Origin of the sequence: Niveispirillum lacus, assembly GCF_002251795.1 — a bacterium.
In the GTDB taxonomy this organism is placed as follows: domain Bacteria; phylum Pseudomonadota; class Alphaproteobacteria; order Azospirillales; family Azospirillaceae; genus Niveispirillum; species Niveispirillum lacus.
This window is the reverse complement of record NZ_NOXU01000024.1, coordinates 23,876-47,219: the sequence shown is the minus strand read 5'-3', so window position 1 is coordinate 47,219 and position 23,344 is coordinate 23,876. Positions and strand designations below refer to the sequence as shown.

At 64.1% G+C, this 23,344-nt stretch carries 22 protein-coding genes; 6 read left to right on the top strand and 16 right to left on the bottom strand.

The annotated features are described in order from the left end of the window. Positions 1–141: 141 nt before the first annotated feature. The 4 genes from CHU95_RS05935 to CHU95_RS05920 are packed head-to-tail and all read right to left on the bottom strand — an operon-like array spanning position 142 to position 6,885. Positions 142–2,226 carry a hypothetical protein gene (locus CHU95_RS05935; RefSeq protein WP_094454714.1) on the bottom strand — a complete coding sequence of 695 codons (2,085 nt, stop codon included), beginning with the start codon at positions 2,224–2,226 and terminating at the stop codon, positions 142–144. Further along, complete coding sequence (locus tag CHU95_RS05930; RefSeq protein WP_094454712.1) at positions 2,223–4,958, bottom strand: DUF4159 domain-containing protein; 2,736 nt, start codon at positions 4,956–4,958, stop codon at positions 2,223–2,225. Before CHU95_RS05930 ends, CHU95_RS05935 begins: the two co-directional genes overlap by 4 nt. 5 nt (positions 4,959–4,963) lie before the next feature. Then, positions 4,964–5,860 carry a DUF58 domain-containing protein gene (locus CHU95_RS05925; protein WP_094455122.1) on the bottom strand — a complete coding sequence of 299 codons (897 nt, stop codon included), beginning with the start codon at positions 5,858–5,860 and terminating at the stop codon, positions 4,964–4,966. Positions 5,861–5,865: 5 nt separating this feature from the next. Further along, positions 5,866–6,885 (bottom strand): AAA family ATPase, encoded by a 1,020-nt coding sequence (locus CHU95_RS05920; protein WP_165772036.1) that lies wholly within the window; start codon positions 6,883–6,885, stop codon positions 5,866–5,868. 127 nt (positions 6,886–7,012) lie between these two features. Here CHU95_RS05920 and CHU95_RS05915 point away from each other — a divergent pair, with 127 nt between their 5' ends. Genes CHU95_RS05915 through CHU95_RS05905 form a run of 3 tightly spaced genes read left to right on the top strand, consistent with a single transcriptional unit; the run spans position 7,013 to position 8,757 of the window. Next, the gene (locus tag CHU95_RS05915; protein WP_245837899.1) at positions 7,013–7,612 is read left to right on the top strand and encodes a DUF1285 domain-containing protein; all 600 of its coding nucleotides are present in this window, start codon (positions 7,013–7,015) and stop codon (positions 7,610–7,612) included. A 6-nt stretch (positions 7,613–7,618) separates the two neighbouring features. After that, positions 7,619–8,248, top strand: a complete 630-nt coding sequence (locus CHU95_RS05910) for a CoA pyrophosphatase (protein WP_245837898.1) — start codon at positions 7,619–7,621, stop codon at positions 8,246–8,248. Continuing rightward, the gene (locus tag CHU95_RS05905; RefSeq protein ID WP_094454708.1) at positions 8,245–8,757 is read left to right on the top strand and encodes a SixA phosphatase family protein; all 513 of its coding nucleotides are present in this window, start codon (positions 8,245–8,247) and stop codon (positions 8,755–8,757) included. Before CHU95_RS05910 ends, CHU95_RS05905 begins: the two co-directional genes overlap by 4 nt. Before the next feature lie 105 nt (positions 8,758–8,862). Here CHU95_RS05905 and CHU95_RS05900 read toward each other — a convergent pair whose 3' ends face one another. Both CHU95_RS05900 and aspS read right to left on the bottom strand, forming a co-directional pair. After that, positions 8,863–9,660, bottom strand: coding sequence for a MerR family transcriptional regulator (locus tag CHU95_RS05900; RefSeq protein ID WP_165772035.1), 798 nt, complete (start codon positions 9,658–9,660; stop codon positions 8,863–8,865). 137 nt (positions 9,661–9,797) lie between these two features. After that, positions 9,798–11,609 carry an aspartate--tRNA ligase gene (gene aspS, locus CHU95_RS05895; protein WP_094454704.1) on the bottom strand — a complete coding sequence of 604 codons (1,812 nt, stop codon included), beginning with the start codon at positions 11,607–11,609 and terminating at the stop codon, positions 9,798–9,800. A 229-nt stretch (positions 11,610–11,838) separates the two neighbouring features. Here aspS and rnd point away from each other — a divergent pair, with 229 nt between their 5' ends. Further along, positions 11,839–12,990 carry a ribonuclease D gene (rnd, locus tag CHU95_RS05890; protein ID WP_094455116.1) on the top strand — a complete coding sequence of 384 codons (1,152 nt, stop codon included), beginning with the start codon at positions 11,839–11,841 and terminating at the stop codon, positions 12,988–12,990. Positions 12,991–13,121: 131 nt separating this feature from the next. Here the strand turns inward: rnd and ndk are convergent, their stop codons facing one another. Next, on the bottom strand, positions 13,122–13,544 hold the full coding sequence (gene ndk, locus CHU95_RS05885; protein WP_054166643.1) for a nucleoside-diphosphate kinase: 423 nt from the start codon (positions 13,542–13,544) through the stop codon (positions 13,122–13,124). Between the two features lie 250 nt (positions 13,545–13,794). Here ndk and CHU95_RS05880 point away from each other — a divergent pair, with 250 nt between their 5' ends. Together CHU95_RS05880 and CHU95_RS05875 are read left to right on the top strand one after the other, a co-directional pair. Beyond that, on the top strand, positions 13,795–15,711 hold the full coding sequence (locus CHU95_RS05880) for an ABC-F family ATP-binding cassette domain-containing protein (RefSeq protein WP_094454702.1): 1,917 nt from the start codon (positions 13,795–13,797) through the stop codon (positions 15,709–15,711). Positions 15,712–15,824: 113 nt separating this feature from the next. Next, a complete protein-coding gene (locus CHU95_RS05875; RefSeq protein WP_094454700.1) occupies positions 15,825–16,427 on the top strand; it encodes a class I SAM-dependent methyltransferase in 603 nt (200 codons plus the stop codon). A 43-nt stretch (positions 16,428–16,470) separates the two neighbouring features. On the opposite strand, the gene CHU95_RS05870 is transcribed toward CHU95_RS05875, so the two are convergent. From CHU95_RS05870 to CHU95_RS05835, 9 genes are all read right to left on the bottom strand, one after another. Next, the gene (locus CHU95_RS05870) at positions 16,471–18,312 is read right to left on the bottom strand and encodes a DUF885 domain-containing protein (protein WP_094454698.1); all 1,842 of its coding nucleotides are present in this window, start codon (positions 18,310–18,312) and stop codon (positions 16,471–16,473) included. Between the two features lie 102 nt (positions 18,313–18,414). After that, positions 18,415–18,765 carry a hypothetical protein gene (locus tag CHU95_RS05865; RefSeq protein WP_133065447.1) on the bottom strand — a complete coding sequence of 117 codons (351 nt, stop codon included), beginning with the start codon at positions 18,763–18,765 and terminating at the stop codon, positions 18,415–18,417. An 83-nt stretch (positions 18,766–18,848) separates the two neighbouring features. After that, a complete protein-coding gene (locus CHU95_RS05860; protein WP_094454694.1) occupies positions 18,849–19,667 on the bottom strand; it encodes a ferritin-like domain-containing protein in 819 nt (272 codons plus the stop codon). Further along, entirely contained in the window at positions 19,664–19,810 is a 147-nt protein-coding gene (locus CHU95_RS22350; protein WP_165772034.1) for a hypothetical protein, read from the bottom strand. Before CHU95_RS22350 ends, CHU95_RS05860 begins: the two co-directional genes overlap by 4 nt. 108 nt (positions 19,811–19,918) lie before the next feature. Then, the gene (locus CHU95_RS05855; RefSeq protein ID WP_094454692.1) at positions 19,919–20,263 is read right to left on the bottom strand and encodes a HesB/IscA family protein; all 345 of its coding nucleotides are present in this window, start codon (positions 20,261–20,263) and stop codon (positions 19,919–19,921) included. Positions 20,264–20,279: 16 nt separating this feature from the next. Further along, entirely contained in the window at positions 20,280–20,669 is a 390-nt protein-coding gene (locus CHU95_RS05850) for an SUF system Fe-S cluster assembly protein (protein ID WP_094454690.1), read from the bottom strand. Between the two features lie 13 nt (positions 20,670–20,682). Beyond that, positions 20,683–21,165, bottom strand: coding sequence for a Fe-S cluster assembly sulfur transfer protein SufU (sufU, locus tag CHU95_RS05845; RefSeq protein ID WP_094454688.1), 483 nt, complete (start codon positions 21,163–21,165; stop codon positions 20,683–20,685). 14 nt (positions 21,166–21,179) lie between these two features. Further along, complete coding sequence (locus CHU95_RS05840) at positions 21,180–22,451, bottom strand: cysteine desulfurase (protein ID WP_094454686.1); 1,272 nt, start codon at positions 22,449–22,451, stop codon at positions 21,180–21,182. Next, positions 22,451–23,344: a GNAT family N-acetyltransferase gene (locus CHU95_RS05835; protein WP_094454684.1), complete on the bottom strand. Its 894-nt coding sequence runs from the start codon at positions 23,342–23,344 to the stop codon at positions 22,451–22,453. Before CHU95_RS05835 ends, CHU95_RS05840 begins: the two co-directional genes overlap by 1 nt.

Below are 23,344 nucleotides of genomic sequence, written 5' to 3'. Positions count from 1 at the left end.
CCAACCTGCAATTTTAACCCTGTGCAACATCGTGAAACCTGAAACACGGCCCTGTTTCAGAACGATCAGACGCCAGGGTTTATAACACAGCGATCATAGCACAGGACCGCCTGAAAATCAGCCCTGATGGGGATCACCGCCCTATCCCCGGCCCTCCCGCCGCCAAGCAAGGACCAACAGGCCGATGGCCAGCAGCAGGACCGGCAGAGCCGGCAGGAGCGGGGTCTGGGTAACACCGGTGACGACATGGTCACCATTGCCGCGCAGGCCCAGCCAGCCGGAGCCGGCGGCATCGCGACCGGGTCGTACGCGGCGAAGGGTCGGCACCTGCGACCCATCCCCCGACAGCCAGAATGCACCACCGCCGGTTGCCTTCAATGCTGGTTCCAGCTTTTCAGCGGTGGAACGGACATCGGCGAGTTCGGGCGGGTTCAAGGTTCCCACCACGGCCACGGCCGTTTTCTCTCCATCCGTAACCCGCCAGATGCCAGGTTCGGACGCAACCAGAGTGCCCACGGCCTGACCGGATCCATGATCCCGCATCTCCACCTGCTGGACCACATCCGCCGGGGAGGTGACGGTAACAGGGCGCGTGTCGGGTTCCAGTGACCGGCGGGTGATGGTGATGCGACTGCCATCCACGGCGGTGCGCAGATCCTGTTCCTCTAACTCCGGTTCTTTCATCAGCCAATGAGCCAGACGGCGCAGCAGTTCGGCCTGCGGTCCCCCACCTTCAAACCCGCGTGACCAGAGCCAGAAATGGTCGGAGGCCAGTTGCGCAACACGCCCTTGTCCCACCCGGTCCAGGATCAGCAGCGGCCGGCCTTCGGCGCCGGACATAACCACACTGCCCTTGTCGGCAGCCACATCAATCTGGCGCATCCAGCGTCCCCAGGGCCCGATGCCGTCCGCCGCATCAGTTAGCCCCGCCGTAACCGGGTGGCGTTTGCCCAGGTCGGTCACGGTGGGTTTGAACGGTTCCTCCAGCACCCGGCCCGTAGGTTCTGCTGGCAAGATGGTGCCGATGGGAGAGCGGTAGAGCGACATGGGTGTCGCGAAGGTGGGGCCGCTGGCCTCCAGGAAAGCACCGCCACGCTCCACATATTCGGCGATGTTGGCCAGGTACATGTTGTTGATGACACCGCGTTTTTTATAGCGGTCAAAGATGATCAGGTCGAATTCCGACAATTTCATCTCAAACAGCTCGCGGATCGGGAAGGCAATCAGCGACAATTCCCGGATAGGTGTGCCGTCATTCTTTTCCGGTGGTCGCAAAATGGTGAAATGCACCAGATCAACAGCGGGATCGGCCTTTAAGAGGTTGCGCCAGGTACGTTCGCCCGCATGCGGTTCACCCGATACCAGCAGGACCCGCAGCCGGTCACGTACGCCATTGACCACAACGGCTGCCCGGTTATTGGCCAGGGTCAGTTCGCGCGGTCCTGCTTGTACCGACAGTTCGACAATGTTCAGCCCGCCGTGGAACAGTGGCAGGGTGACCGGCACCTCCTGTCCCACCGGCACCGACATCATCATCGGGTCCTGCCCATCCTGCCGCAAGGTGACGGCGGCCTGGGCCCCGTCGCCATCGCCAGGCAGGTCATCCACGCGGATGGTGAAGGTAATATCCTTTCCGACGATACCGAAGCTGGGGGCCTGCACAATGGTCAAGCGGCGGTCGCCTTCATCTTCCCGGCCGGTCAGGACAGCATGGACGGGGCCAAAATCGGCCAGCGACGGCAATGATGCTGCCACATCATGCACCTGACCATCGGTGATCAGGATGGCACCGGCCAACCGCCCCCGCGGTACATCGGAAACGGCGCGGGTCATCGCCTCCATCATGCGGGTTTCTTCCACGTCCGCCGCACCGCCATCCCCACCCCCGGCGCGTACAAATCGCACCTCCAGATCAGAAAAGCGGGACAGTTTTTCGGTAATCGCCGCCACCGCCTTTTCGGTGCGGTCGGCCCGGTCGCCGATCTTCTGGCTGGGTGACTGGTCGATGACGACCACCGCCACATCCTTGATCGGCTCCCTTTTTTCGGTCACCAGCGACGGGTTGGTCAGCGCCAGGATCAGAACCACCAATCCCGCGAGCCGCCACCACCCGCCGCGTGCCCGCCGGTACAGACCGTAGAAAGCAACCAGCAGTGCCAGCAGCGCCAGCGGCAGCAGGATGACCCAGGGGATGAGTGGGGCAAGGGCGATATCCTGGCCGATCATTGGCCCAGCCTTTCCAGGATCGCCGGCACATGCACCTGATCGGCCTTATAGTTGCCGGTCAGGGCATACATGACCATGTTGATACCGACACGATAGGCAATTTCCCTCTGTCGTTCTGGACCCGGAACAACAGGGTAGAGAGGACGACCGCGCTCATCCATAGCCCAGGCGGCGGCCCAGTCATTTGATCCGATCAGAATGGCCGATACGCCGTCATTTGACGCATTATCCTCCCGCGCCTCTGCCCATAATTCCCCGCCACTGTAGCGACCGGGGAAATCCCCCAGCAGGTAAAACGCCTTGGTCAGCACATGTTCAGCACCTACCGGGGCCAGGGGCGGAATATCCAGGCCGCGCAACAGCGCCTCTAATGCGGGGCCGCCAGGCCCTTCGCCCGCCGCGCCGGGTGTGCGTGTGTCGATCAGCACCATGCCGCCCTGGCGCATATAGGCATTCAGGCGTGCACGGGCCGTTTCCGACAGGCTGGTCTGCCCCTCTGTCACCGGCCAGTAAATCAGGGGAAAAAACGAGAGATCATCTTGGTCCAGGTCAACGGGCATGGCGCCGGCCACCTCTACCGCTGTACGGTCGGCCAGGACCCGGCCCAACCCTTCCAGCCCGGCCTTGCTGACCCCGTCGACCGCTCCATCGCCAGTGCGCACATAGGCCAGCCAGTTCTGGGCGGTCGCCTCAATCGCGCGGGCATCATCGGCCCTCGCTTCTCCCGAACCCGCACCCACCGCCAGCAGCAGCGCCAGACCGGTCGCCGCTCCCCGGCCAAGACCGGGCAGACGCGGCAACAACCCACGCAGAGACAGCGCGATCAGCAGATCAATCAGGCCCAGAATCAGCGCCATGGTCAACAAGATCGGTTTCAATTCGGTTTCGCCGCCGCCAGCGTACAACCCCCGAGGCACGCCGGCCAGCAGCGTATCGGGCGTGGTCATCGCCGGTATCGTGGGAGACAGGTTGAAGGCGCGGGGCGATTCGGCGGGGCCGTAATAGCCTGGCGGATGACGCGGTCCTACAGCCCCCCCCAAATCGCCGGCTGCCAGCGGGAAGGTGGTCCCCGCCGGGTCGCCCAGGCGCCCAAACCCGTCCAGGATCGCACGCGGCGCCAGGACGCCCACGGCTTCCCCCCCAGCGACCCCGGCGGACAGGGCCACCACCCGGCGCAACATGTCCACATACAGGCCTGAGAGCGCCAGATTGGACCAGTCCGGCCCGGCGCTGGTATGGACCAGGACCAAAGCACCGCGCCCGCGCCGTTCAGCGGTGACCAGCGGCGTCCCATCGGCCAGCCGGGCCCAGATACGTGGCGCCAGATCAATGCCGGGTTCGGCCAAGACCTGCCGTTTTACGGTCACGTCGGCCGGAACCGTCAGGCCATGGAACGGGCTGTCATCGGCAAAGGGCGCCAAACCGGCGGGATTATCCCAGGACAGCGCCCCGCCCAGCGCCCGCCCCCCGGCCCGCAACGGGACGGGGATCAAGCTGTCGGCATTCTGGGCCAAACGTGGGCCGGCAAAGCGCAACAGCACGCCGCCGCCATCAATCCAGGCCTGAAGGCGGGCAATCTCTGTGTCGGCCAGCGACCCGACATCGGCCAGGATCAGCACCGACAGGCTGCGGTCCAGCAGTTCCCCGATCTCTCCTTTGCGCAGTTCGGCATAGGGGGCGAGCGCCCGCTCCAGATAATAGAGATCAGACAGAAGCGGCTGTTCACCATTGGCCCGGCCAGAAACCAGCCCCACCGGCCGGCGGCGCCAGCGTTCATCGGTCAGCAGGACCGTTCCGGCACTGTCCTGGCCTTCCAGGCGCAGGCTGGCCAGTTCGTTGCGCAGTTCGGTGGGCAGGTCCAGCGTCACCTCCACCCGTTCCTGACCGGCCGACAGGGTAGCAGTGGCAGCCCCCAACAGGCGGCCATCGGCCCCTTGGGCTCGCAAGGTGACCGGCAGCGGCAAGGTGGTATCGGACCGTTCGACGGGGACGCGCAGGCCCGCCCCATCCAGCATCGGTGGCCGGATCAGCAAGGCCGGACGCTCCGGCCCGTCTCCCCGCACCTCCATCGCCCCCAGGCGGCGCAGGAGCGCGACCATGTCGGCAGCGGCCGGGTCTGCGATACCGCTGGGGCCTGCCGTGACCACCCCATCGGTCAGCCAGACACTGTAGGGCGCGCCGCCGGGGCGGAAGCCCTGTAAAGCCTTGACTGCCCCGGCGCGGTCCACCGGCCAGGGGACGGGGACCAGGGTCTGGGCCACACGCTTGGCAGCGCTGGCCGGCATGGGACCGGCGAGAACCGGGGCATCCCCATTGGCCGAGGGTGCGGTGGCCAGCAAGGTTACCGCCCGCCCCTGACGGTCGGCCTGATCAATCAGGCTGTCCATGGCCGCCTGCCGCGCCGGCCAGTCACGTGCCGACGCCCAGCCATTATCAACAACCAGCAGCAGCGACCCACCACCCGGCAGCGTCGCCGCCGGGTTCAGCAGCGGGCGCGACAGGGCCAGGATGACCAGCGCCGCCAGCACCATGCGCAACATCAAAATCCAGAGCGGGGTGCGGTTGGGCGTTTCTTCCGGATGGACCAGATCGGCCAACAGGCGGATGGCCGGGAAATTGATCGTGCGCGGGTTGGGTGGTGTGACCTTCAGCAGCCAGTAGAGGAGCGGCAATGCCACCAACCCCAGCAGCAGCCAGGGGGCGGCAAAAGCAAGGGGGCCCAGGTTCAGCATGGGTGTCACCCCTCTCCCGACAGGGCAGTCCACAACGACAGCAGCGCCATCTGCGGCGGCTTGTCGGTGCGGTGCAGGGTCAGGGTCCAGCCGGCGGCCCGCGCTATGCCCGCCAGCCCGTCGCGCTGTGCCGCCAGCCGTTCTCTGTAGGCGTCACGCACACCATCGACCCGCGGCACCAGCAGCGAGCCTTCGCCCTCCAACCCCTTGAAGCGGACACGGCCCGCATAGGGCAAAGTCTCTTCGCCGGGGTCCAGCACCTGGACCAGATGGCCGCGCACGCCACGGCCCGACAAGCGGGCCACGGACGCCTCGATCCGGTCCAATGGCGACAGAAGGTCACCGAACAGCACTGCCTGGGCATGGCGGGGCAGTCGTACCGATGCTGGCGGCAGGCCCGGTCCGTCATGCGTGTAGATCTGTCCGGTGAGCCAGTCGGCCAGACGCGGCAAGATGGAACGGGCGGCCGATGGGGGCACATCGCTGCCCGCAAGATGCACCCGTTCGCCGCCGCGCAGCAGCAGGGCCGACAGAGCCAGGGATAGAAGGTCGGCGCGATCGCGTTTGGTCGGCAGGTTACGGTCCGACCGCCAGTTCATCGAGGGGCTGTCATCGCGCCAGACCCAGACGGTCTGTGCCGCTTCCCACTCATTCTCGCGCACGAAGACATGCGTCGACTTGCCGGTCTGGCGCCAGTCGATGCGGTTATGAGCATCGCCTGGCTGATAGCGGCGGAACTGCCAGAAGGTTTCACCCGTGCCGACCCGGCGCCGGCCATGCGCGCCCTGCGCCACCGTAGCCGCGATGCGTTCGGCCGCCACCAGCAGCGGTGGCAGCCGGCGGGCCAGGTCCTCCGCCCGGTGCTGGGCGCGGATGGCGGCGGGCGGGTGGCTGTTTTCCATGGTGGTCAGGCCAGAGGAGCGCAAAGCTGGTCGATCAGCACGTCCAACGTGATGCCATCAGCCCGTGCTGCAAAATTCAGCGCCATGCGGTGACGCAACACCGGTTTGGCCAGGGCCACGACATCATCCAGCGACGGGGTGAGCCGGCCATCCAGCAGCGCACGGGCGCGGGCGGCCAACATCAGGGCCTGAGAGGCGCGGGGACCAGGACCCCAGGCCACATGCCGGCGCACCATATCCAGCGGGGTGCTGTCGGGTCGGGCGTTGCGGACCAGATCCAAGATACCGTCGACCACACTGTCGCCCACGGGGACGCGACGGACCAGGGCCTGGGCCGCAATCAGGTCCGGTGGGGTCAATACCGCCGACACCGTACCAGCCTCGGCCCCGGTGGTGGCGATCATCATGCGGCGTTCGCTGTCACGGTCAGGATAATCCACATCCACCTGCAACAGGAACCGGTCGAGCTGGGCCTCGGGCAGGGGGTAGGTGCCCTCCTGTTCCAGCGGGTTCTGGGTGGCCAGCACATGGAAGGGCCGGGGCAGCGGGTGGTAGTGCCCGGCCACCGACACGCGGCCTTCCTGCATGGCCTGCAACAGGGCCGACTGGGTACGCGGGCTGGCGCGGTTGATCTCATCGGCCATCAGCAACTGGGCAAAGACGGGGCCGGGGATAAAGCGGAAGGCACGGCGGCCATCGTCGCGTTCCTCCAGCACTTCGGAGCCCAGAATATCGGCGGGCATCAGATCGGGCGTGCATTGCACCCGACGATCATCCATGCCCATGACGGTGCCCAGCGTTTCCACCAGTCGTGTCTTGGCCAAGCCCGGCACGCCGATCAGCAGCAGGTGCCCACCGGCCAACAGCGTGACCAACGACAGATCGATCACCTCCTGCTGGCCGAAGATGACACGGCCGATGGCCTGGCGCGCGGCGGTCAGCTTGGTCCCCAGCGCCTCCACCTCGCGCAGCAGGGTCTGGGGGTCACTGCCACGGACGGCGTCGGATGAATTCAGCACCATCATCTTCCCTTCGACTGCTGTCACCTGCTTGATGGTGACACTCCCTGGGTACCAGAAGCTAAGCACGAGGACTATGTTATCAATGCGGCGTGACGACCGCGACTGACTGACCTGGATGGTTCCCGCCACGATGATGGAAAGCAAGCAGAATGGGCATGCCAATGCACCAAAGGCGGATGGGGCCACCGGCGCCGATGTGGCCCTGAAGGCCCTGGCGGGTGGGGCCCCCCGTGCGCCGAGCGCCGAGGATGAAGCCTATCCCATTGTCATCCGCACCGATGGCACCTGGACCTATCACGGCAGCCCCATTGGCCGGCTTCCCCTGGTGAAGCTGTTCGCGACAGTGCTGCGGCGGGATGAAGCCGGCGACTTCTGGTTGATCACCCCGGCTGAACGCGGGCGTATCCTCGTGGAGGATGCGCCCTTTGTCGCCGTCGGCCTGTCAGTGTCAGGAGAAGGACGAGACCAGTCCCTGCACTTCACCACCAATCTGGAAACCGAAGTGACGGCTGGCCCTGACCATCCGATCCGCGTGGTCACCGATCCCGTCACGGGTGAGCCCCGCCCCTATATCCGCGTCAAAGGGCCCGCCGCGACACCATTGGAAGCACGGATAAACCGTGCGATCTTTTATGATCTTGTTGAACGGGCGGAACCCGGCGATGCCGGCATGGTCGGCGTCTGGAGCCAGGGGGTGTTTTTCCCCCTGGGTTGGGTGGAGGGAGATTGAGGCGCAGTGTCTGATACGGTGTTGGTGACAGCCAGCCCGCTGATGCGGGCGATCCATGATCTGTTCCGGCGGATGGAACCACCGGCGGGGCGGCGGGGTGACCTGGACGGCAATCCCGGGCTGGAAATAGCGCCGACCCTGCGCGATGCCGCCGTTCTGGTCCCCTTGATCGATCGGGAGGGTGGGCCGACGCTGCTGCTGACCCAGCGCACGGCGCACCTGGCCGCCCATGCCGGGCAGGTCAGCTTTCCGGGCGGCGGGGTGGAACCACATGATGATGACGCCATCGCCACCGCCCTGCGCGAAACGGAGGAAGAGATCGGCCTGTCGCGCCAGCATATCGACGTGCTGGGCCGGCTGGACACCTATATCACCCGCACGGGGTTCCGCGTGGTGCCGGTGGTGGCGCGGGTGCGCCCCCCCTTTACCCTGATCCCCGACCCGAATGAGGTGGATGCCGTGTTCGAGGTACCGCTCTCCTTCATCCTGAACCCAGCCAGCAGGGTACGGGAGGCCCGCGAGTTCATGGGCGCACAACGATATTTCTGGGCCTTCCCCTTTGGTGACCGTTATATCTGGGGTGCTACGGCCGGTATGCTGGTCAATCTATGCGACGTGCTGGGAGAGATTGAATGAGGGGTGGCGCAACATTGTTGGCGTCACTGATGCTGCTGATGGCACTGCCGGCCATGGCACAGGAAATCATCCTGGTCCGCCATGCCGAAAAGAGCACCGAACAGGACCCCGGCCTTACCCCCGCAGGGCAGGCCCGGGCCCAGACGCTGGCCGATATGTTGCGCGCCACCCCGCCCACAATGATCCTGACCAGCCACGCCCGCCGCACCCGCGATACCGCTGCGCCTGCGGCGGTTCAGGCGGGCGTCACGGCGGAGGTAGTGCCCATCCCGCCCGGCGACATGCCAACCCATATCCGCTTGACGGCGGACAAACTGAGTGGACTGCGGCCGGGACAGGTGGCGCTGGTCGTCGGCCATTCCAACACGGTACCCGCCCTGATCAAAGCCCTCGGCGGCCCGCCCGTCCCCGACCTTCCGGAGTGCGCCTTTGACAGACTGTACCGGTGGGACGTAGTGGAGAAGAGGCTGCGGATTGAGCGTTATGGCGCGCAGAGCGCTTGCCCATAGGACAGGCTGCCCTCTGTTGGCACCGGGACAATGTTACCGTCATTGCCTCGCCATCTGATAAGCAGGAATGAGCGGGCGCTAGCGCCCCGGCATCCCGCCGCTCGCTCACCCGGGCTGACGGGGCGGGATCAACCCGTTGGCGCGGGCGGCGTCAGCGGCCCGAACCGCAAACTCATAGACCGCCGCGCTGAACGGGGCCTGCACCTGCGGCGTCTGCCACTGGTCCATTTCCTGGTACATGCGACTGGCCTTGTTCCAGACCTCTACGCCCACCTTTTCCACCAGTGGTTTTTGCAGTTCATACCAGCGCACGGCCAGACGCTGGGCGTGTTCATCCGCTGGTGTCACCTTGCAGGCAATGGCCGCCTCGATCTCCGCGATCAACTCTGACCATTGGCGGACATACGCGGTTTCCCCTTGCGGGCTGAAAGCAGCCTTCGCCTCCCGCCATTTCTCCTGCTCCGCCGCCGTGTAATAGCGGTCCAGCACCGGCTTCCAGTTTTCCTCACTCATGCTCTGTTCTCCCAATTTGATCAGGTCGCACAGGGCATCGACGGACAGGCATTCCCCATTGCAAAGCTGACGGCGCGCAGCGCGCAGCAGGCCCAGGGTCCGGGCCAGACTGCGTTCAGTTTGCTCCAACGCGTCGATCTGTGCATCGATCAGCCGCGCCGGATCAAAGGGCCTACGGTCCAGTAAATGGCCAATCTGGCCCAACGTGCAGCCTGTCTTCTTCAGCAACAATATCTGCTGCAGCCGTGCCACGTCGTCCGCCTGATAAACCCGCCGACCGGCTTGGGTCCGTACCGGTTTGATCAGCCCCTCGGCCTCGTACAGTCGCAATGCCCGTACCGAAATGCCGGACCGTTCCGCCAATTCACCAATGGATAATGCCTTGTCCATCTTCATGCTCCTTGCCCGTCCCTTGTCGGACCTGACGCAGCGTCAGGAGCAAGCGGGAAAATGCAGGTCGCGGCAGAAAAAAAGAAAGCCCGTCACCGAGGGGGGTGACGGGCCTCTGCTTTGCGCATCGGGCGGGATTATTCCGCTGTCGTGATCTTCGGCTTGGGCAGGTCCAGCTTGATGTGCAGTTCCTTCAGCCGGTCCGGGGTGGTGGCGTTGGGGGCCTGCATCAGCAAATCTTCGGCGCGCTGGTTCAGCGGGAAGACAATGACCTCGCGGATGTTCGGCTCATCGGCCAGCAGCATGACCATGCGGTCGATGCCGGGGGCCGAACCGCCGTGCGGCGGGGCGCCCAGCTTGAAGGCCGACAGCATGCCGCCGAACTTGGCTTCCAGAACCTCCGGCGGGTAACCGGCGATCTCGAACGCCTTGTACATGATTTCCGGCTTGTGATTGCGGATCGCACCCGAGGACAGCTCAACACCGTTACAGACGATGTCGTACTGATAGGCGTTGATGGTCAGCGGGTCCTGGTTCAGCAGCGCGTCCAGCCCGCCCTGCGGCATGGAGAACGGGTTGTGGCTGAAGTCGATCTTCTTGCGCTCTTCATCATATTCGAACATCGGGAAGTCGACGATCCAGCAGAACTTGTAGGTGTCCTTCTCGATCAGGTCCAATTCCTCAGCAATCTTGGTGCGGGCCAGACCGGCCAGCTTGGCGGCAGGGCCGACCTGATCGCAGACGAAGAAGACGGCATCGCCATCCTTCAGGCCCACCAATTCCCGCAGAGCCGCCTGAGCTGCTTCGGGCACGAACTTGGCGATGGGGCCCTTGCCGCCGGCCGCTTCGAACAGGATATAGCCGAGACCCGGCGCACCCAGGCCACGGGCCCAGTCGTTCAGCTTGTCGAAGAAGCTGCGCGGACGGTCGCTGACCGAGGGCGCGCGAATGGCGCGGACCACGCCGCCCTTCTCGATCACGCCCTTGAAGGCCTTGAACTCCACATCCTCGCGCTTGAACACCTCGGTCACGTCAGTGATGACCAGCGGGTTACGCAGGTCCGGCTTGTCGTTGCCGTATTTCAGCATCGATTCAGCATAGGGGATACGCACGAACGGGTAAGGCGACACGGTCCGCTTGGTGCCCGTGAAGCCGCTGAATTCTTCAAAAATGCCGTGGATCACCGGCTCGATGGCCGCGAACACATCTTCCTGGGTGACAAAGCTCATCTCAAAATCGAGCTGGTAGAACTCACCCGGCGAACGATCGGCACGGCTGTCCTCATCGCGGAAGCAGGGGGCGATCTGGAAATAGCGGTCGAAGCCCGAGACCATCAGCAACTGCTTGAACTGCTGCGGCGCCTGCGGCAGGGCGTAGAACTTGCCGGGATGGTTGCGCGACGGCACCAGGAAGTCGCGGGCCCCTTCCGGGCTGCTGGCCGTCAAGATCGGGGTCTGGAATTCCACAAAACCCTGTTCGATCATGCGGCGGCGGGCCGATGCGATGACGTTGGAGCGCAGCAGAATGTTCTTCTGCATCTTCTCGCGGCGTAGGTCCAGGAAGCGGTAACGCAGGCGCAGCTCTTCACCGGCATCCTGCTCGCTATTGACCTGCAAGGGCAGCGGATCGGCGGCCGACTGCACTGACACATCGCGCACCACCACCTCGATATGGCCGGTGGGCAGGTTCTCGTTGACGGTCTCTGCGGTACGGGCGACCACTTCGCCGGTGATGGTCACCACCGATTCCAGGCGCAGACCTTCCAGCACCTTAAAATGCGGCGACGAGGTGTCGACGACCAACTGCGTGATGCCGAAATGGTCGCGCAGATCGACGAACAGCAACTGCCCATGGTCGCGCTTGCGGTTGATCCAGCCGGACAGGCGGACGGTCTGACCGGCATGGTCCAGGCGGAGTTGGCCACAATTGTGCGAACGATAGGCGTGCATGGCGGATCGATCCCAGATGCAAACAGGCAACAGAAAGGGGACACCGGCGGCAAAGCCTCCGGCACGAATGGCGCACACCACACCGGACGGGCATGGCTTGTCAAGGCCGGCAAGCGCGGGACAGGCTTGGCGAAGGCAGTGTTTGGGGCCGGAAAACCTGTCCGTGCATGCCGGCCCGCTGGATATCCGCATTCGACAGGGGCGGTGGGCTGTTGTATCACAGGCGACCATGAGCCTGATCACCACCACCGACGCCCTGTCCGCCTTCATCGCCCGTGTCCGTGACGCCGAGTACGTCACCGTCGATACGGAATTCATGCGGGAAAAAACCTACTGGCCCGAACTGTGCCTGGTTCAGGTGGCCGGCCCGACTGAGGCCGCCGCCATTGACCCGCTGGCCCCTGGCATCGACCTGTCGCCGCTCTACGAACTGCTGGCTGACCCCAAGGTGCTGAAGGTGTTCCACGCGGCCCGCCAGGACCTGGAAATCTTCGTGAACCTGACGGGTCAGGTGCCGGCCCCGCTGTTTGACACGCAGGTCGCGGCCATGGTCTGCGGCTTTGGCGACTCGGTCGGGTATGAGACGCTGATCACCAAGCTGACGCCGGCCCGTATCGATAAATCCAGCCGTTTCACCGACTGGTCGCACCGCCCCCTGACCGACCGGCAACTGCAATATGCGCTGTCGGACGTCACGCATCTGCGCCCGGCCTATGAAAAGATCCGCGCCAAGCTGACCCGCACGGGTCGTGAAGGTTGGCTGGAAGATGAAATGGCCATCCTGACCGATGCCGCGACATACCGAACGGAGCCGGAGGATGCCTGGAAGCGCCTGAAAGTGCGGACCGAAAAGCCGCGTTTCCTGGCCATCCTGAAAGAGGTCGCCGCCTGGCGGGAGCGGGAGGCGCAGCGCAAGAACCTGCCGCGCAACCGTGTGCTGCGGGATGAGGCGCTGATGGAAATCGCCGCTCACGCCCCCAACAATGTCGATGATCTGGGCCGCACGCGCGGCCTGGGTGCCGGCATGGCGCAGGGCCGGTATGGCACGGAAATCCTGGCTGCCATCAAGACGGCCCAGGCCATCCCCGACAGCGCCCTGCCGCGTGCCGAACCGCGCGTGGAGCCGGCCCCTGGCATCGCCCCGATTGTGGAGCTGCTGCGCGTGCTGCTGAAAATGGTCTGCGACGATAATGACGTGGCCAGCCGCCTTGTGGCCAACGCCGCCGATCTGGAAGCCATCGCGGGCGATGATAAGGCCGATGTCCAAGCCCTGAAAGGCTGGCGCCGCGACCTGTTCGGCGACGCCGCCCTGCGCCTGAAACAGGGCAAGCTGGCGCTGGCCATCGCCGGCAAGAAGGTGAAGATCGTCGATCTGGGGTGATGGACTGTCAATGTCGCAAGCGCGGACACTTGTGCGACATCGAGCCCACCTAAAAGAAAAACCGCCGAGATTGCCCCCGGCGGTTTTTCACTGATCACGTGTTCCTGTCGGAACCGTCAATCGGGGCTGGATCAGCCGACGATTTCGGTACCGGCGAAGAAGTAGGCGATCTCGATCTTGGCATTGTCCAGGCTGTCGGAGCCATGAACGGAGTTCGCCTCGATGCTCTCGGCGAAGTCCTTGCGGATCGTGCCGGCAGCGGCATTGGCCGGGTTGGTGGCGCCCATGATCTCGCGGTTGCGAGCCACGGCGTTCTCACCTTCCAGCACCTGCACGACCACCGGACCGGAGATCATGAAGGACACCAGCTCGCCGAAGAACGGACGCTCGCGGTGAACGTCGTAGAACTGCTCGGCCTGCTGCTTGGACAGCCAGACACGCTTCTGGGCAACGATGCGCAGGCCGGCTTCTTCGAAGCGGGCATTGATCTTGCCGGTCAGGTTGCGGCGGGTCGCGTCGGGCTTGACGATCGACAGCGTCCGTTCGACAGCCATGGGTATCTCCATAAGACATAGGCTTGAAACTGCGGCGGCTTATACAGGGGGTGCAGGGTTGCTGCAACGCCTTATCCGGCGGGCCATGTATGCGTCCCGCTTCTGCGCTCTGTTATGCATTCTCCCTCAAACGCCGGGCGCTGCCATCCGGCAGCTTGGCTTTCGCGGGCACGTGCCCGCGGGCCAGCCGTCGCTGGCCCCCAAGGGCCATGTTTCATGACCCTTGGGATTATGGTATGGGGCGGTCATCATGCTGCAGATCACCGACCTCACCTATCGCATCGCTGGCCGCTTGTTGCTGGATCAGGCCTCCGTCACCATTCCCGCCGGCCATCGTGTGGCGCTGGTGGGCCGGAACGGCACGGGCAAATCCACTCTGCTCCGTCTGATCGCGGGCGAGGTGCAGGCCGATGCTGGTGCCATCACCCTGCCCGCCGGCCTGAAGATGGGTTGGGTGAAGCAGGAAGCGCCGGGCAGCGAAATGTCGCTGATCGATGCCGTTCTGGCTGCCGATACCGAACGCACCGCCCTGCTGGTGGAGGCGGAAACCGCGACCGATCCCCTGCGCATCGCCGAAATCCATCACCGCCTGTCCGATATCCAGGCCCATTCGGCGGAAGCCCGTGCCGCGCGCATCCTGTCGGGCCTGGGCTTCGATGCCGAGGCGCAACGCCGCCCCTGTTCGGATTTCTCCGGCGGCTGGCGCATGCGTGTGGCCCTGGCCGGTGTGCTGTTCGCCGAACCCGACCTGCTGCTGCTGGACGAGCCGACCAACCATCTGGACCTGGAAGCGACCCTGTGGCTGGAGGAATACCTTCGTAACTACCCGCACACGATGCTGATTGTGAGCCATGACCGTGGCCTGCTGAACCGGGTGCCGACCAGCATCGTGCATCTGGACCAGTTGAAGCTGACGGCCTATGGCGGCAATTACGACCAGTTCGTGCAGGTCCGCACCATGCGGATGGAGCATGCCAAATCCCAGGCCGCCAAGCAGGACGCCCAGCGCGCCCATCTTCAGGCCTTCGTTGACCGGTTTCGGGCCAAGGCCAGCAAGGCGACCCAGGCGCAGTCGAAACTCAAAGCGATTGAACGGCTGGGTCCGCGCATCCAGGTCATTGATGACACGCCCGTCAATTTCAACTTCCCCTCGCCCGACGAACTGGCCCCACCGTTGATCCGGCTGGATAATGTGTCGGTGGGCTATGGCGACCGTGTGGTGTTGCGCAAGCTGGGTTTGCGTATCGATGCCGATGACCGCATCGCGCTGCTGGGCGCCAATGGTAATGGCAAGTCCACCCTGGTCAAGCTGCTGGCCGGGCGCATGACACCGATGGCGGGGGAGATGTTCCGGTCCTCCAAGCTGCGCGTGGGGTACTTTGCACAGCATCAGTCGGACGAACTGAACCTGAACTGGACCGCCCTGCAGCAGATGCAGGCCGTGATGCCGACGGGCACGCTGGAGGGTCAAGCGCGCTCCCATCTGGGCCGTTTCGGCTTTACCCAGCCCAAGGCCGATACCAAAATCGGTAGCCTGTCGGGGGGCGAGAAGGCCAAGCTGCTGCTGGCCATGATGACGCGCGATGCACCCCACATCCTGATGCTGGACGAACCGACCAACCATTTGGATATCGACAGCCGCGAGGCGCTGGTCGAGGCGCTGAACGACTATGAAGGGGCGGTCATCGTCATCAGCCACGATCCCTATCTTGTGGAACTGACCGCCGATCGTCTGTGGCTTGTCAATGACGGGACCTGCAAACCGTTTGATGGCGATCTGGACGATTACAAACGCCTGCTGTTGGAGAAAAGCCGGGCAGAGCGGGCGGCAGCAGCGGGGGTCGGCGGGGGAAGCGCAGCCGATAAGTCCGGTGCCCGTGATGCGCGTAAGGAAGAACGCCGCGCCGCCGCCGAACTGCGCCAGCAACTGGCCCCCTTGCGTCGGCAGATCGAGGCTGCGGAAAAAAAGATGGCCAGCCTGACCAAACGCAAGACGGAAATCGAAGGCAAGCTGGCCGATCCCAAACTTTATGAGGGGCCGTCGGATAAGGTCACCAAGCTGCAGATCGAACTGGGCGCTGTTTCCGGTGACCTTGAAGCGGTAGAGATGGAATGGCTGGACCTGTCCGAACAGATGGAAACGGCGCTGGCGGTCGGCGCCGTGTAAGCCCACATAAGACAGAGCTTGGCGACGCATCCCTGTGTTGTCACGGCACTGTCGTTGCATTGCGGTAAAGGGCGTGCGATGTCTGAAGCCGGCACCACGGCCAGGTTGAGAGAATGATCCACAGCCACGCCACCCTGCGTACCCACAAGGAAGCCAGCGCTGCTTGGCTGTTCTTCAAACGTTGGCTGGCTAATCCCCTGTCCATGGCCTCCATCACGCCGTCGGCCCCGTCGCTGTCGCGGTTGATGGCGGCACAGATCACGCGCGGGCCGGACGAGGTCGTTGTGGAATTCGGCGGTGGCACCGGTGCCGTCACGCGCGCCATCCTGGAAGCGGGGGTGCCAGCCGACAAGCTGTTCACTGTGGAACGCGATTCGGAGTTGGCGGGTTACCTGCGCCGCCATTTCCCCGGAATCCATGTGCTGGAAGGCGACGTTGCCGACATCCGGTCGATGCTGCCCGAGGATGTGCGTGGCAAGGTGGGGACGGTTCTGGTCTGTCTGCCGATGATCCTGATCCCGGTAGAGGATCAGCGCGCCATCGTCGATGCGATTTTTGAGGTGATGCCGCCGGGCCGCGCCTTCTATGCCTATACCTATTCCGCCCGGTCCCCGATCCGGCGCAAGGCGCTGGGCCTGAAGGGACGGCGCGTCGGCTTCACCATCGCCAATATCCCGCCGGCCAGTGTTTGGCGGTTCGTGCGCGACGGGGCGTGATCGCGCCCCGTTCCCATACCTGACGGGACGGCAAGGCGAAGGGTCAGACTTTCTGGCCTTCCCGATCAATCCAGCCCTGCACCACTTCCTCCAGGATCGGCAGGGTAACGGCACCGTTGGTCAGGACGGTATCGTGGAAGGCGCGAATGTCGAATCGCGAGCCCAGTGCTGCCTTGGCCTTTTCCCGCAAGTCCAGAATCCTGTTCATGCCGATCTTGTAACCCAGGGCTTGACCCGGCCAGACGAAGTAGCGGTCGATCTCCGTCCGATTGTCGGCGATGGGGTTGGCGGTATTCTCGTCCATCCAGGCGACCGCCTGTTCGCGCGTCCAGCGCTTGTGATGGATGCCGGTATCCAGGACCAGACGCCCGGCCCGGAACAGTTCAGAGATGATGCGACCGGCTTCTGACAGCGGCTCCTTGTAGAAACCGTACTCCTTGGCCATGCGTTCAGTATACATGGCCCAGCCTTCGCCATAGGCGGTGTCCCAGGCATATTTGCGGAAGGTGGGCAGGCCGTCCACCTCCTGCGCGATGGCGATCTGCATATGATGGCCGGGCAGGGCCTCATGATGGCACAAGGCCTCCAGATCGTGGCGCGTCTGCACGGACATATCGTAAAGGTTGGCGTAGAAGACACCGGGGCGCGTGCCGTCGGGGGATGAGGGCTCATAGAAGGCGCTGGGCGTGGCCTTCTCGCGATAGGCCTCCACCGGCTTCACCACCACCTTGGCCTTGGGCAGGGTTCCGAATATCTCCGGCAGGCGTGCGGCCATCGCGTCGATATAGCGGGTGGCAGTGGCCAGATATTCCTGGCGACCAGCATCGGTGTCGGGGAAGCGAACCGACGGGTCGGTGCGCACGAAGGTGAAGAAATCCTGCACGCTGCCCTTGAAGCCCAGTTTGGCCATGGCGTCGCGCAACTCGTCATGCAGACGGGCGGTTTCGGCCAGACCCAGGGCATGGATCTCATCGGCATCCATGTCGAGGCCGGTATGCAGCTTGATCTGCGCCTTATAGAAATCAGCCCCCTGCGGCAGGGCCCAGACGCCGTTGCTGTCCTTCTGCTGGGCCGCCAGCGCGGCGACGGTGGCCAGGAAGCGCTCATAGGCGGGTTTTACGCCCTGCACAAGCGCCTTGGTGCCAGCGGCGATCAGGGCCTTTTTCTCTGCCTCTGCGATGGTCAGCTTGCCCACCTTGTCCTTCAGGTCGGCCAGCAGCGGGCTGTCTTCCTTGGCCCCCGTCTCAAACGGTGCGCCGGCGATGACATTACGCGCCGCCTCTGCGATGCGGCCGAAACTGAAGGCGGGGGGCAGGACGCCGGCCTTGGCCTCACGCCGCATATTCTCCGCCGCGATATCGATAACGGCGGCCACACCTTCCAGCCGCTTTACATAATCGTGGGCATCGGCAGCGTTGGTGACGGCGTGATAGCCGATCAGAAAGGAGGGAATGTCCGTATGGGCACCCTGGAGATGGCTGACGGCATAGCCATGATGGCGCCAGCGATAGGTGTCGATGGCCCGCTGCAACTGTCCTTCAAACAGCTTGTAGGAAACCCGCGCCGTGGGTGACAGGGCGTCGATATCGAAGCCGCGCAGGGCCTTCAATTGTTGGGCCGTGATTGACAGGTTCAACTGCCCAAATGCCTCATCCGGCAGGGTCCAACGGTCATGGGGACCGGGAAGGCCCATACGTGTCCGCTGTTCCGGGCTGCGCGCCAGATCATCCTGCCAGCACTTTTCCAGAAAATCGTTCAGCGCCTTGTCGGCGGGGCTGTCCTGACCCGCCAGCGCCAGACGCGGCATGATCCCCTCCAGCGCCAGGGTGGTCGCAGACAGGGCAAACAAGCCGGTAACGGCGGTGCGGCGGGTGACGGCGGACATAGGCGCTCCGACAATCGTTCAGAATATATCGGCCGCCATCCTACCGTTTCCCGCCATGGGGCCAAGACACGCATTGTAAACAGGCTGTAACGGAGAGGGGGGTCAGTTGGGGCGGCTCGGGCGGCCCTGGACACTGTCGCTGCCGGGGCTGCGCATCACGCTTTTACCACCGTCGGGATTGGGCGTGTCGGTCATCCGGTCCAGGCGGCGGTTGGGGGTGAAAGGATCGCCGTAAATCTTGCTGAGGCGATCATATTCCTGACGGTGATGCTCCCACTCTTCCTGAAAGCTGGGCTGGTTGCGGCGACCATTCACGATGATCTCTTCTTCCACGGGCGGCGCTTGCTTGGCCTGGGTGGGCTGCGGGGTTTGGGCCTTCACGGCCAAGGCCGCCATCAGCAGGAACAGCACGGCGCACAGCGCCAACAGCCCCACCTCCAACATCATTCGCATTGCCTGCCCCTGTTCCATCGCCCTGTGGTGCAGGATGTCACAGGCCAGAGCAAATGAACATAGTTCATAAGCATTAGACCGGATCAATTCCCGGCCAATGGCTCATACCAATCCGAAGGCAAGCCCGCCAGGTCGCGCGACAGGCCGTTGAAGGGGCGCTTCAGCTCGCCCTTGAAATGGGTGCGGACCAGATGCTGCCACCAGGGGCCGGCCTCCTGCCCCATGCTTTGCGCCGCCACCTGGAACCAGCGGCGGCCTGTGGCGACATGCCCGACCTCGTCGCGCAGGATGATCTCCAGCACCGCCACACTGTCATGGTCGCCGGCCCTGGTCAGGCTGTCGATAATGGCCGGCGTGACATCCAGGCCGCGTGCCTCCAGCACCATGGGCACGACGGCCAGCCGGGCGGGCAGATCATGCGCCGTCGCCTCCGATGCCTGCCACAGCCCATCATGGGCGGGCAGGTCACCATAGGCCGCACCAAGGCTGGCCAGACGGTCGGCCACCATGGTGAAATGCAACGCCTCCTCATCCGCCACCCGCAGCCAATCGGTGTGGAAGGCGATGGGCAGGGGGGTGCCGTCGGGCAGATGCTGAAACCGCGCCAGGATGTCCCAGGCCAGATCAATGGCGTTCAGCTCAATATGGGCGATGGCGTGCAACAGCGCGATGCGGTTGGCGACCGACTGGCCCTTGCCACGCTTGGGCATGTCCTTGGGGTGGCACAGTGCTGGCCTTGCCGGACGCGCGGGCCGGGCGGGCGGGGTGGCGCGGCCCAGGTCTTTGATGGCACCGTCGCGCCAAGCGGCGGCAAAGGCGCGGCTCAGGCGGGCCTTTTCGCTTGCGTCGGGTGTCGTCAGGACGGCAACAGCGGCGTCGGACAGGGTAGGGGGAGCAATCAAGGATGGCGCATGAAATAGGTGAAGGTGACAATGAACACCAGAAACAACCCGGCCATAACGTAGATCTGGTGCGGATCGGGCAGCAGGATCGAGAAAAGCATCGACACCGAAAAGGTAAGCCCGACCATGGTGGCTTTCGGCATCTTCCGGGGCTTTGGCGGCATTGGCAGGCTCTGATGGGATGACGTTTACGAAAGTTTATCCCAACCCGCTATCCTGGGGAAGCCAGGGCGGCGGTGCAGCCTGCCCCCTCACACCGAAAAACTCTCCCCGCACCCGCAGCGGGCTTTCTCATTGGGGTTCTTGAAGGTGAAGCCGGACTGGAACTTGTCTTCGGCATAGTCCATTTCGCTGCCGATCAGGAACATGGTGGCGGCGGGGTCGATCAGGATGGTGACACCCTTATCCTCCACCACCTCCTCGAACTTCTTCTTCTCCTCGGCATATTCCACGAAATAGGACATGCCCGAACAGCCGCGGGTCTTCACGCCCACGCGCAGGCCGATCAGCGGCTTTTCCGACCGCGCCATCAGTTCCCTGACACGCTCTGCCGCGGCGTCGGTCAGGGTCAAGGCCTTGGGCAATGCACGGGCCATTCTATCCTCCTCAACCTCAGAACATATTCAGCGCGATGCGGGCATCGTCGCTCATGCGGCTGGGGTCCCAGGCGGGTTCCCAGATCAGTTCGACATGCACGCTGGCCACACCTTCGACAGCGGCCACCACCTGCTGCACCTGACCCGGCATCTCACCGGCCACGGGGCAGGCGGGGGCCGTCAGGGTCATGTCGATTTCGACATCGCCGTCGACGTCGACGTCGCAGCGATAGATCAGCCCCAACTCATAGATATTCACCGGAATTTCCGGGTCATAGACGGTGCGCAGCGCCTCCACCACCCGGTCATAGAGGGGCGCGTCAGCGGGCAGCTTTTCGTCCGCCGGAATGTCCACGGGGCTGCCCATGGAAATGTCGGGTGCGATGGGGCGGTGGCTGTGGCTCATGGTCAATGTCCGCTCAGAAGGACGCGTTTTCAGTGGAGGTGGTGGCTTCGCCATGCAGGGCGGCATTCATCGTGTGCCAGGCCAGCGTGGCGCATTTCACCCGCATGGGGAATTCGCGCACGCCCGACATGACCGCCAGCTTGTCCGTGGCATCCTCATCCAGGGTGCCATGGTCGCCCTGATCATCCTCGTCCTTGGTGCACATGTCGTGGAAATAGCCGAACAGGGCCTCGGCTTCCTTCATCGACTTGCCCCGCAGGATTTCGGTCATCAGGCTGGCGCTCGCCTGGCTGATGGCGCAGCCGCGACCGTCGAAATGCAGGTCTTGAATGGTGCCGTCGTCGCCGACGGTCAGATAGATGGCGATCTTGTCGCCGCACATGGGGTTGTCGCCCCGTGCCGTGCGGTTGAAAGCGGCGGGCTTGCCGAAATTTCGCGGGTTCTTCCCGTGGTCCAGGATGACTTCCTGGTAAAGGTCGCGCAGATCATCAAACATATGGCTATCCGCCCTTATCCGAAAAAGGCTTTGCAGGCCTGGACCGCGTCGACCAACGCATCCACCTCCGCCTCGGTATTGTACAGGCCGAAGCTGGCCCGCGCCGTGGCCCCCACCCCGAACCGGTCCATCAGCGGTTCGGCGCAATGGCGGCCCACCCTTACCGCCACCCCGCCACGGTCGAGTAAGGTGCCGATATCGTGGGGATGGATGCCATCCATGGTGAAGCTGATGATGGCGGCCTTGTCCGGGGCCGTGCCGATGATGCGCAAACCCTCCACCTCTGACAGGCGGTGCGTGGCATAGGCCAACAGGCGTTGTTCATGGGCCTGAATGGCACTCATGCCTAACGTGCTCACATAGTCGATGGCAGCACCCAGCCCAACCCCTTCCACGATGGCCGGTGTCCCGGCCTCAAACCGGTACGGGGCCTCACGATAGGTTGTGTTCTCGAAACTGACCGTGCTGATCATGTCACCGCCACCCTGCCAGGGGGGCATCTTGTCCAGCAGCTCCTTGCGGCCATAGAACACGCCGATGCCGGTGGGGCCGTATAGCTTATGCCCCGTGAAGATATAGAAATCAGCGTCGATGGCTTGCACATCGACCGGCTGATGCACGGCGGCCTGGCTGCCGTCGAACGCGACCAGGATGCCTTTGGCATGGGCCAGCCGGGCGATGCGGGCCGCCGGGTTGACGGTGCCCAGCACATTGCTGGCATGGGTGATGGAGACCAGTTTCACCTCGGGCGTCAGCATCGCCTCGTAGGCGTCCATGTCGAGTGAGCCATCATCCAGGACGGGCACGACCTTGATATTGATGCCGATCCGGTCGCGCAGAAGCTGCCAGGGCACGATATTGGCGTGATGTTCCATCCAGGAGATGACGACCGCGTCGCCCGCCGACAGGAACCGCCCGCCCCAGCTATTGGCCAGCAGGTTGAACGCCTCCGTCGCGTTACGGGTGAAGACGATATTCTCCCGGCTTGGCGCGTTCAGGAATGCCGCCACCTTGTCACGCGTCGCCTCATACAGGTCGGTCGAGCGCTGCGACAGAAAATGCACGCCGCGATGCACATTGGCGTAATCGTTTTCCAGCAGGTGGCTCATCGCGTCGATCACGGCGCGCGGTTTCTGCGCGGACGCACCATTGTCCAGGTAGATCAGCGGTTTGCCGGCACGACCCTTTTTTTCATGCACCAGACGGGTCAGGATCGGGAAATCCTGACGCACGCGCATGACGTCATAGGGGGCATTGCCCAGGGTCGGGTTCAACAGATCAGCCATTATTCATCCCCGATGGCCCGCCGCAACCAATCGCGGCCCTGGCCCAGAAGGTAATTCTCCACCCGCATGCGGCGGGCATAACCAAGATGCACGAAGAAATCCGGTGACTGGTAACTCATGGGCATCACCGTGGCCCAACAGCACCCTGCCTCGGCCCCTAACCGTTCCAGTTCCCCCAGCACCTGCCGCCCTACGCCCTTGCCGCGCCAGTCGGGGTCGGTCTGCAGGTCGACCAAGGTCAGATAGGCACCGTCCAGCACCGCCAGACCAGCGGCCACGCGGGTGCCAGCGCCATCCACGGCCTGCACCGTGATCTCGGTGTAGGGGTCGGGGATGGTCAGATACCAATGCGCGTCCAGCCCATTTTCCACTGCGGCGATATCGGCCGCATCGGGTGCCTCGGCGCGGTGCAGAAACAGTCCGGGAGGCAGCGGCAGAGAAGGCGACGCGGTCAGGGGCGTCTTGCTGAAATAATGCCGGTCATGACCCCGAGTGAAATCAGCAAACACACCCTGGCTTTCAAAGCCATAGCGCGGATAAAAATCGGCTCCCTGAAACCCCATGGTCGACAGGTAAAGCCGGTTGGTGCCTGCCGCGACAGCGGCATTTTCCGCCGCGACCAGCAGGGCTGCCCCCAGCCGCTTTCCTCGCCAGGGCGCATCCACCCACAGCACGTGAATGTAGGCATCCGGACCATAGAGCCAGAGAACGGCCCCGGCCTGGATCACCCCGTCCATGTCGCGGATGAACAGGCCCAGTGGCCGACGATCCATCCCCAAGGCGGCCCGTTCCGCCGCAAGCGCCCGTTCATGCAGCCACATCATGACCGCCCCATCCGCCGGGTGGCAGTGGGTCAGGGTCAGATCAAGACTGCGGAACAGGCTGTCAGGCAT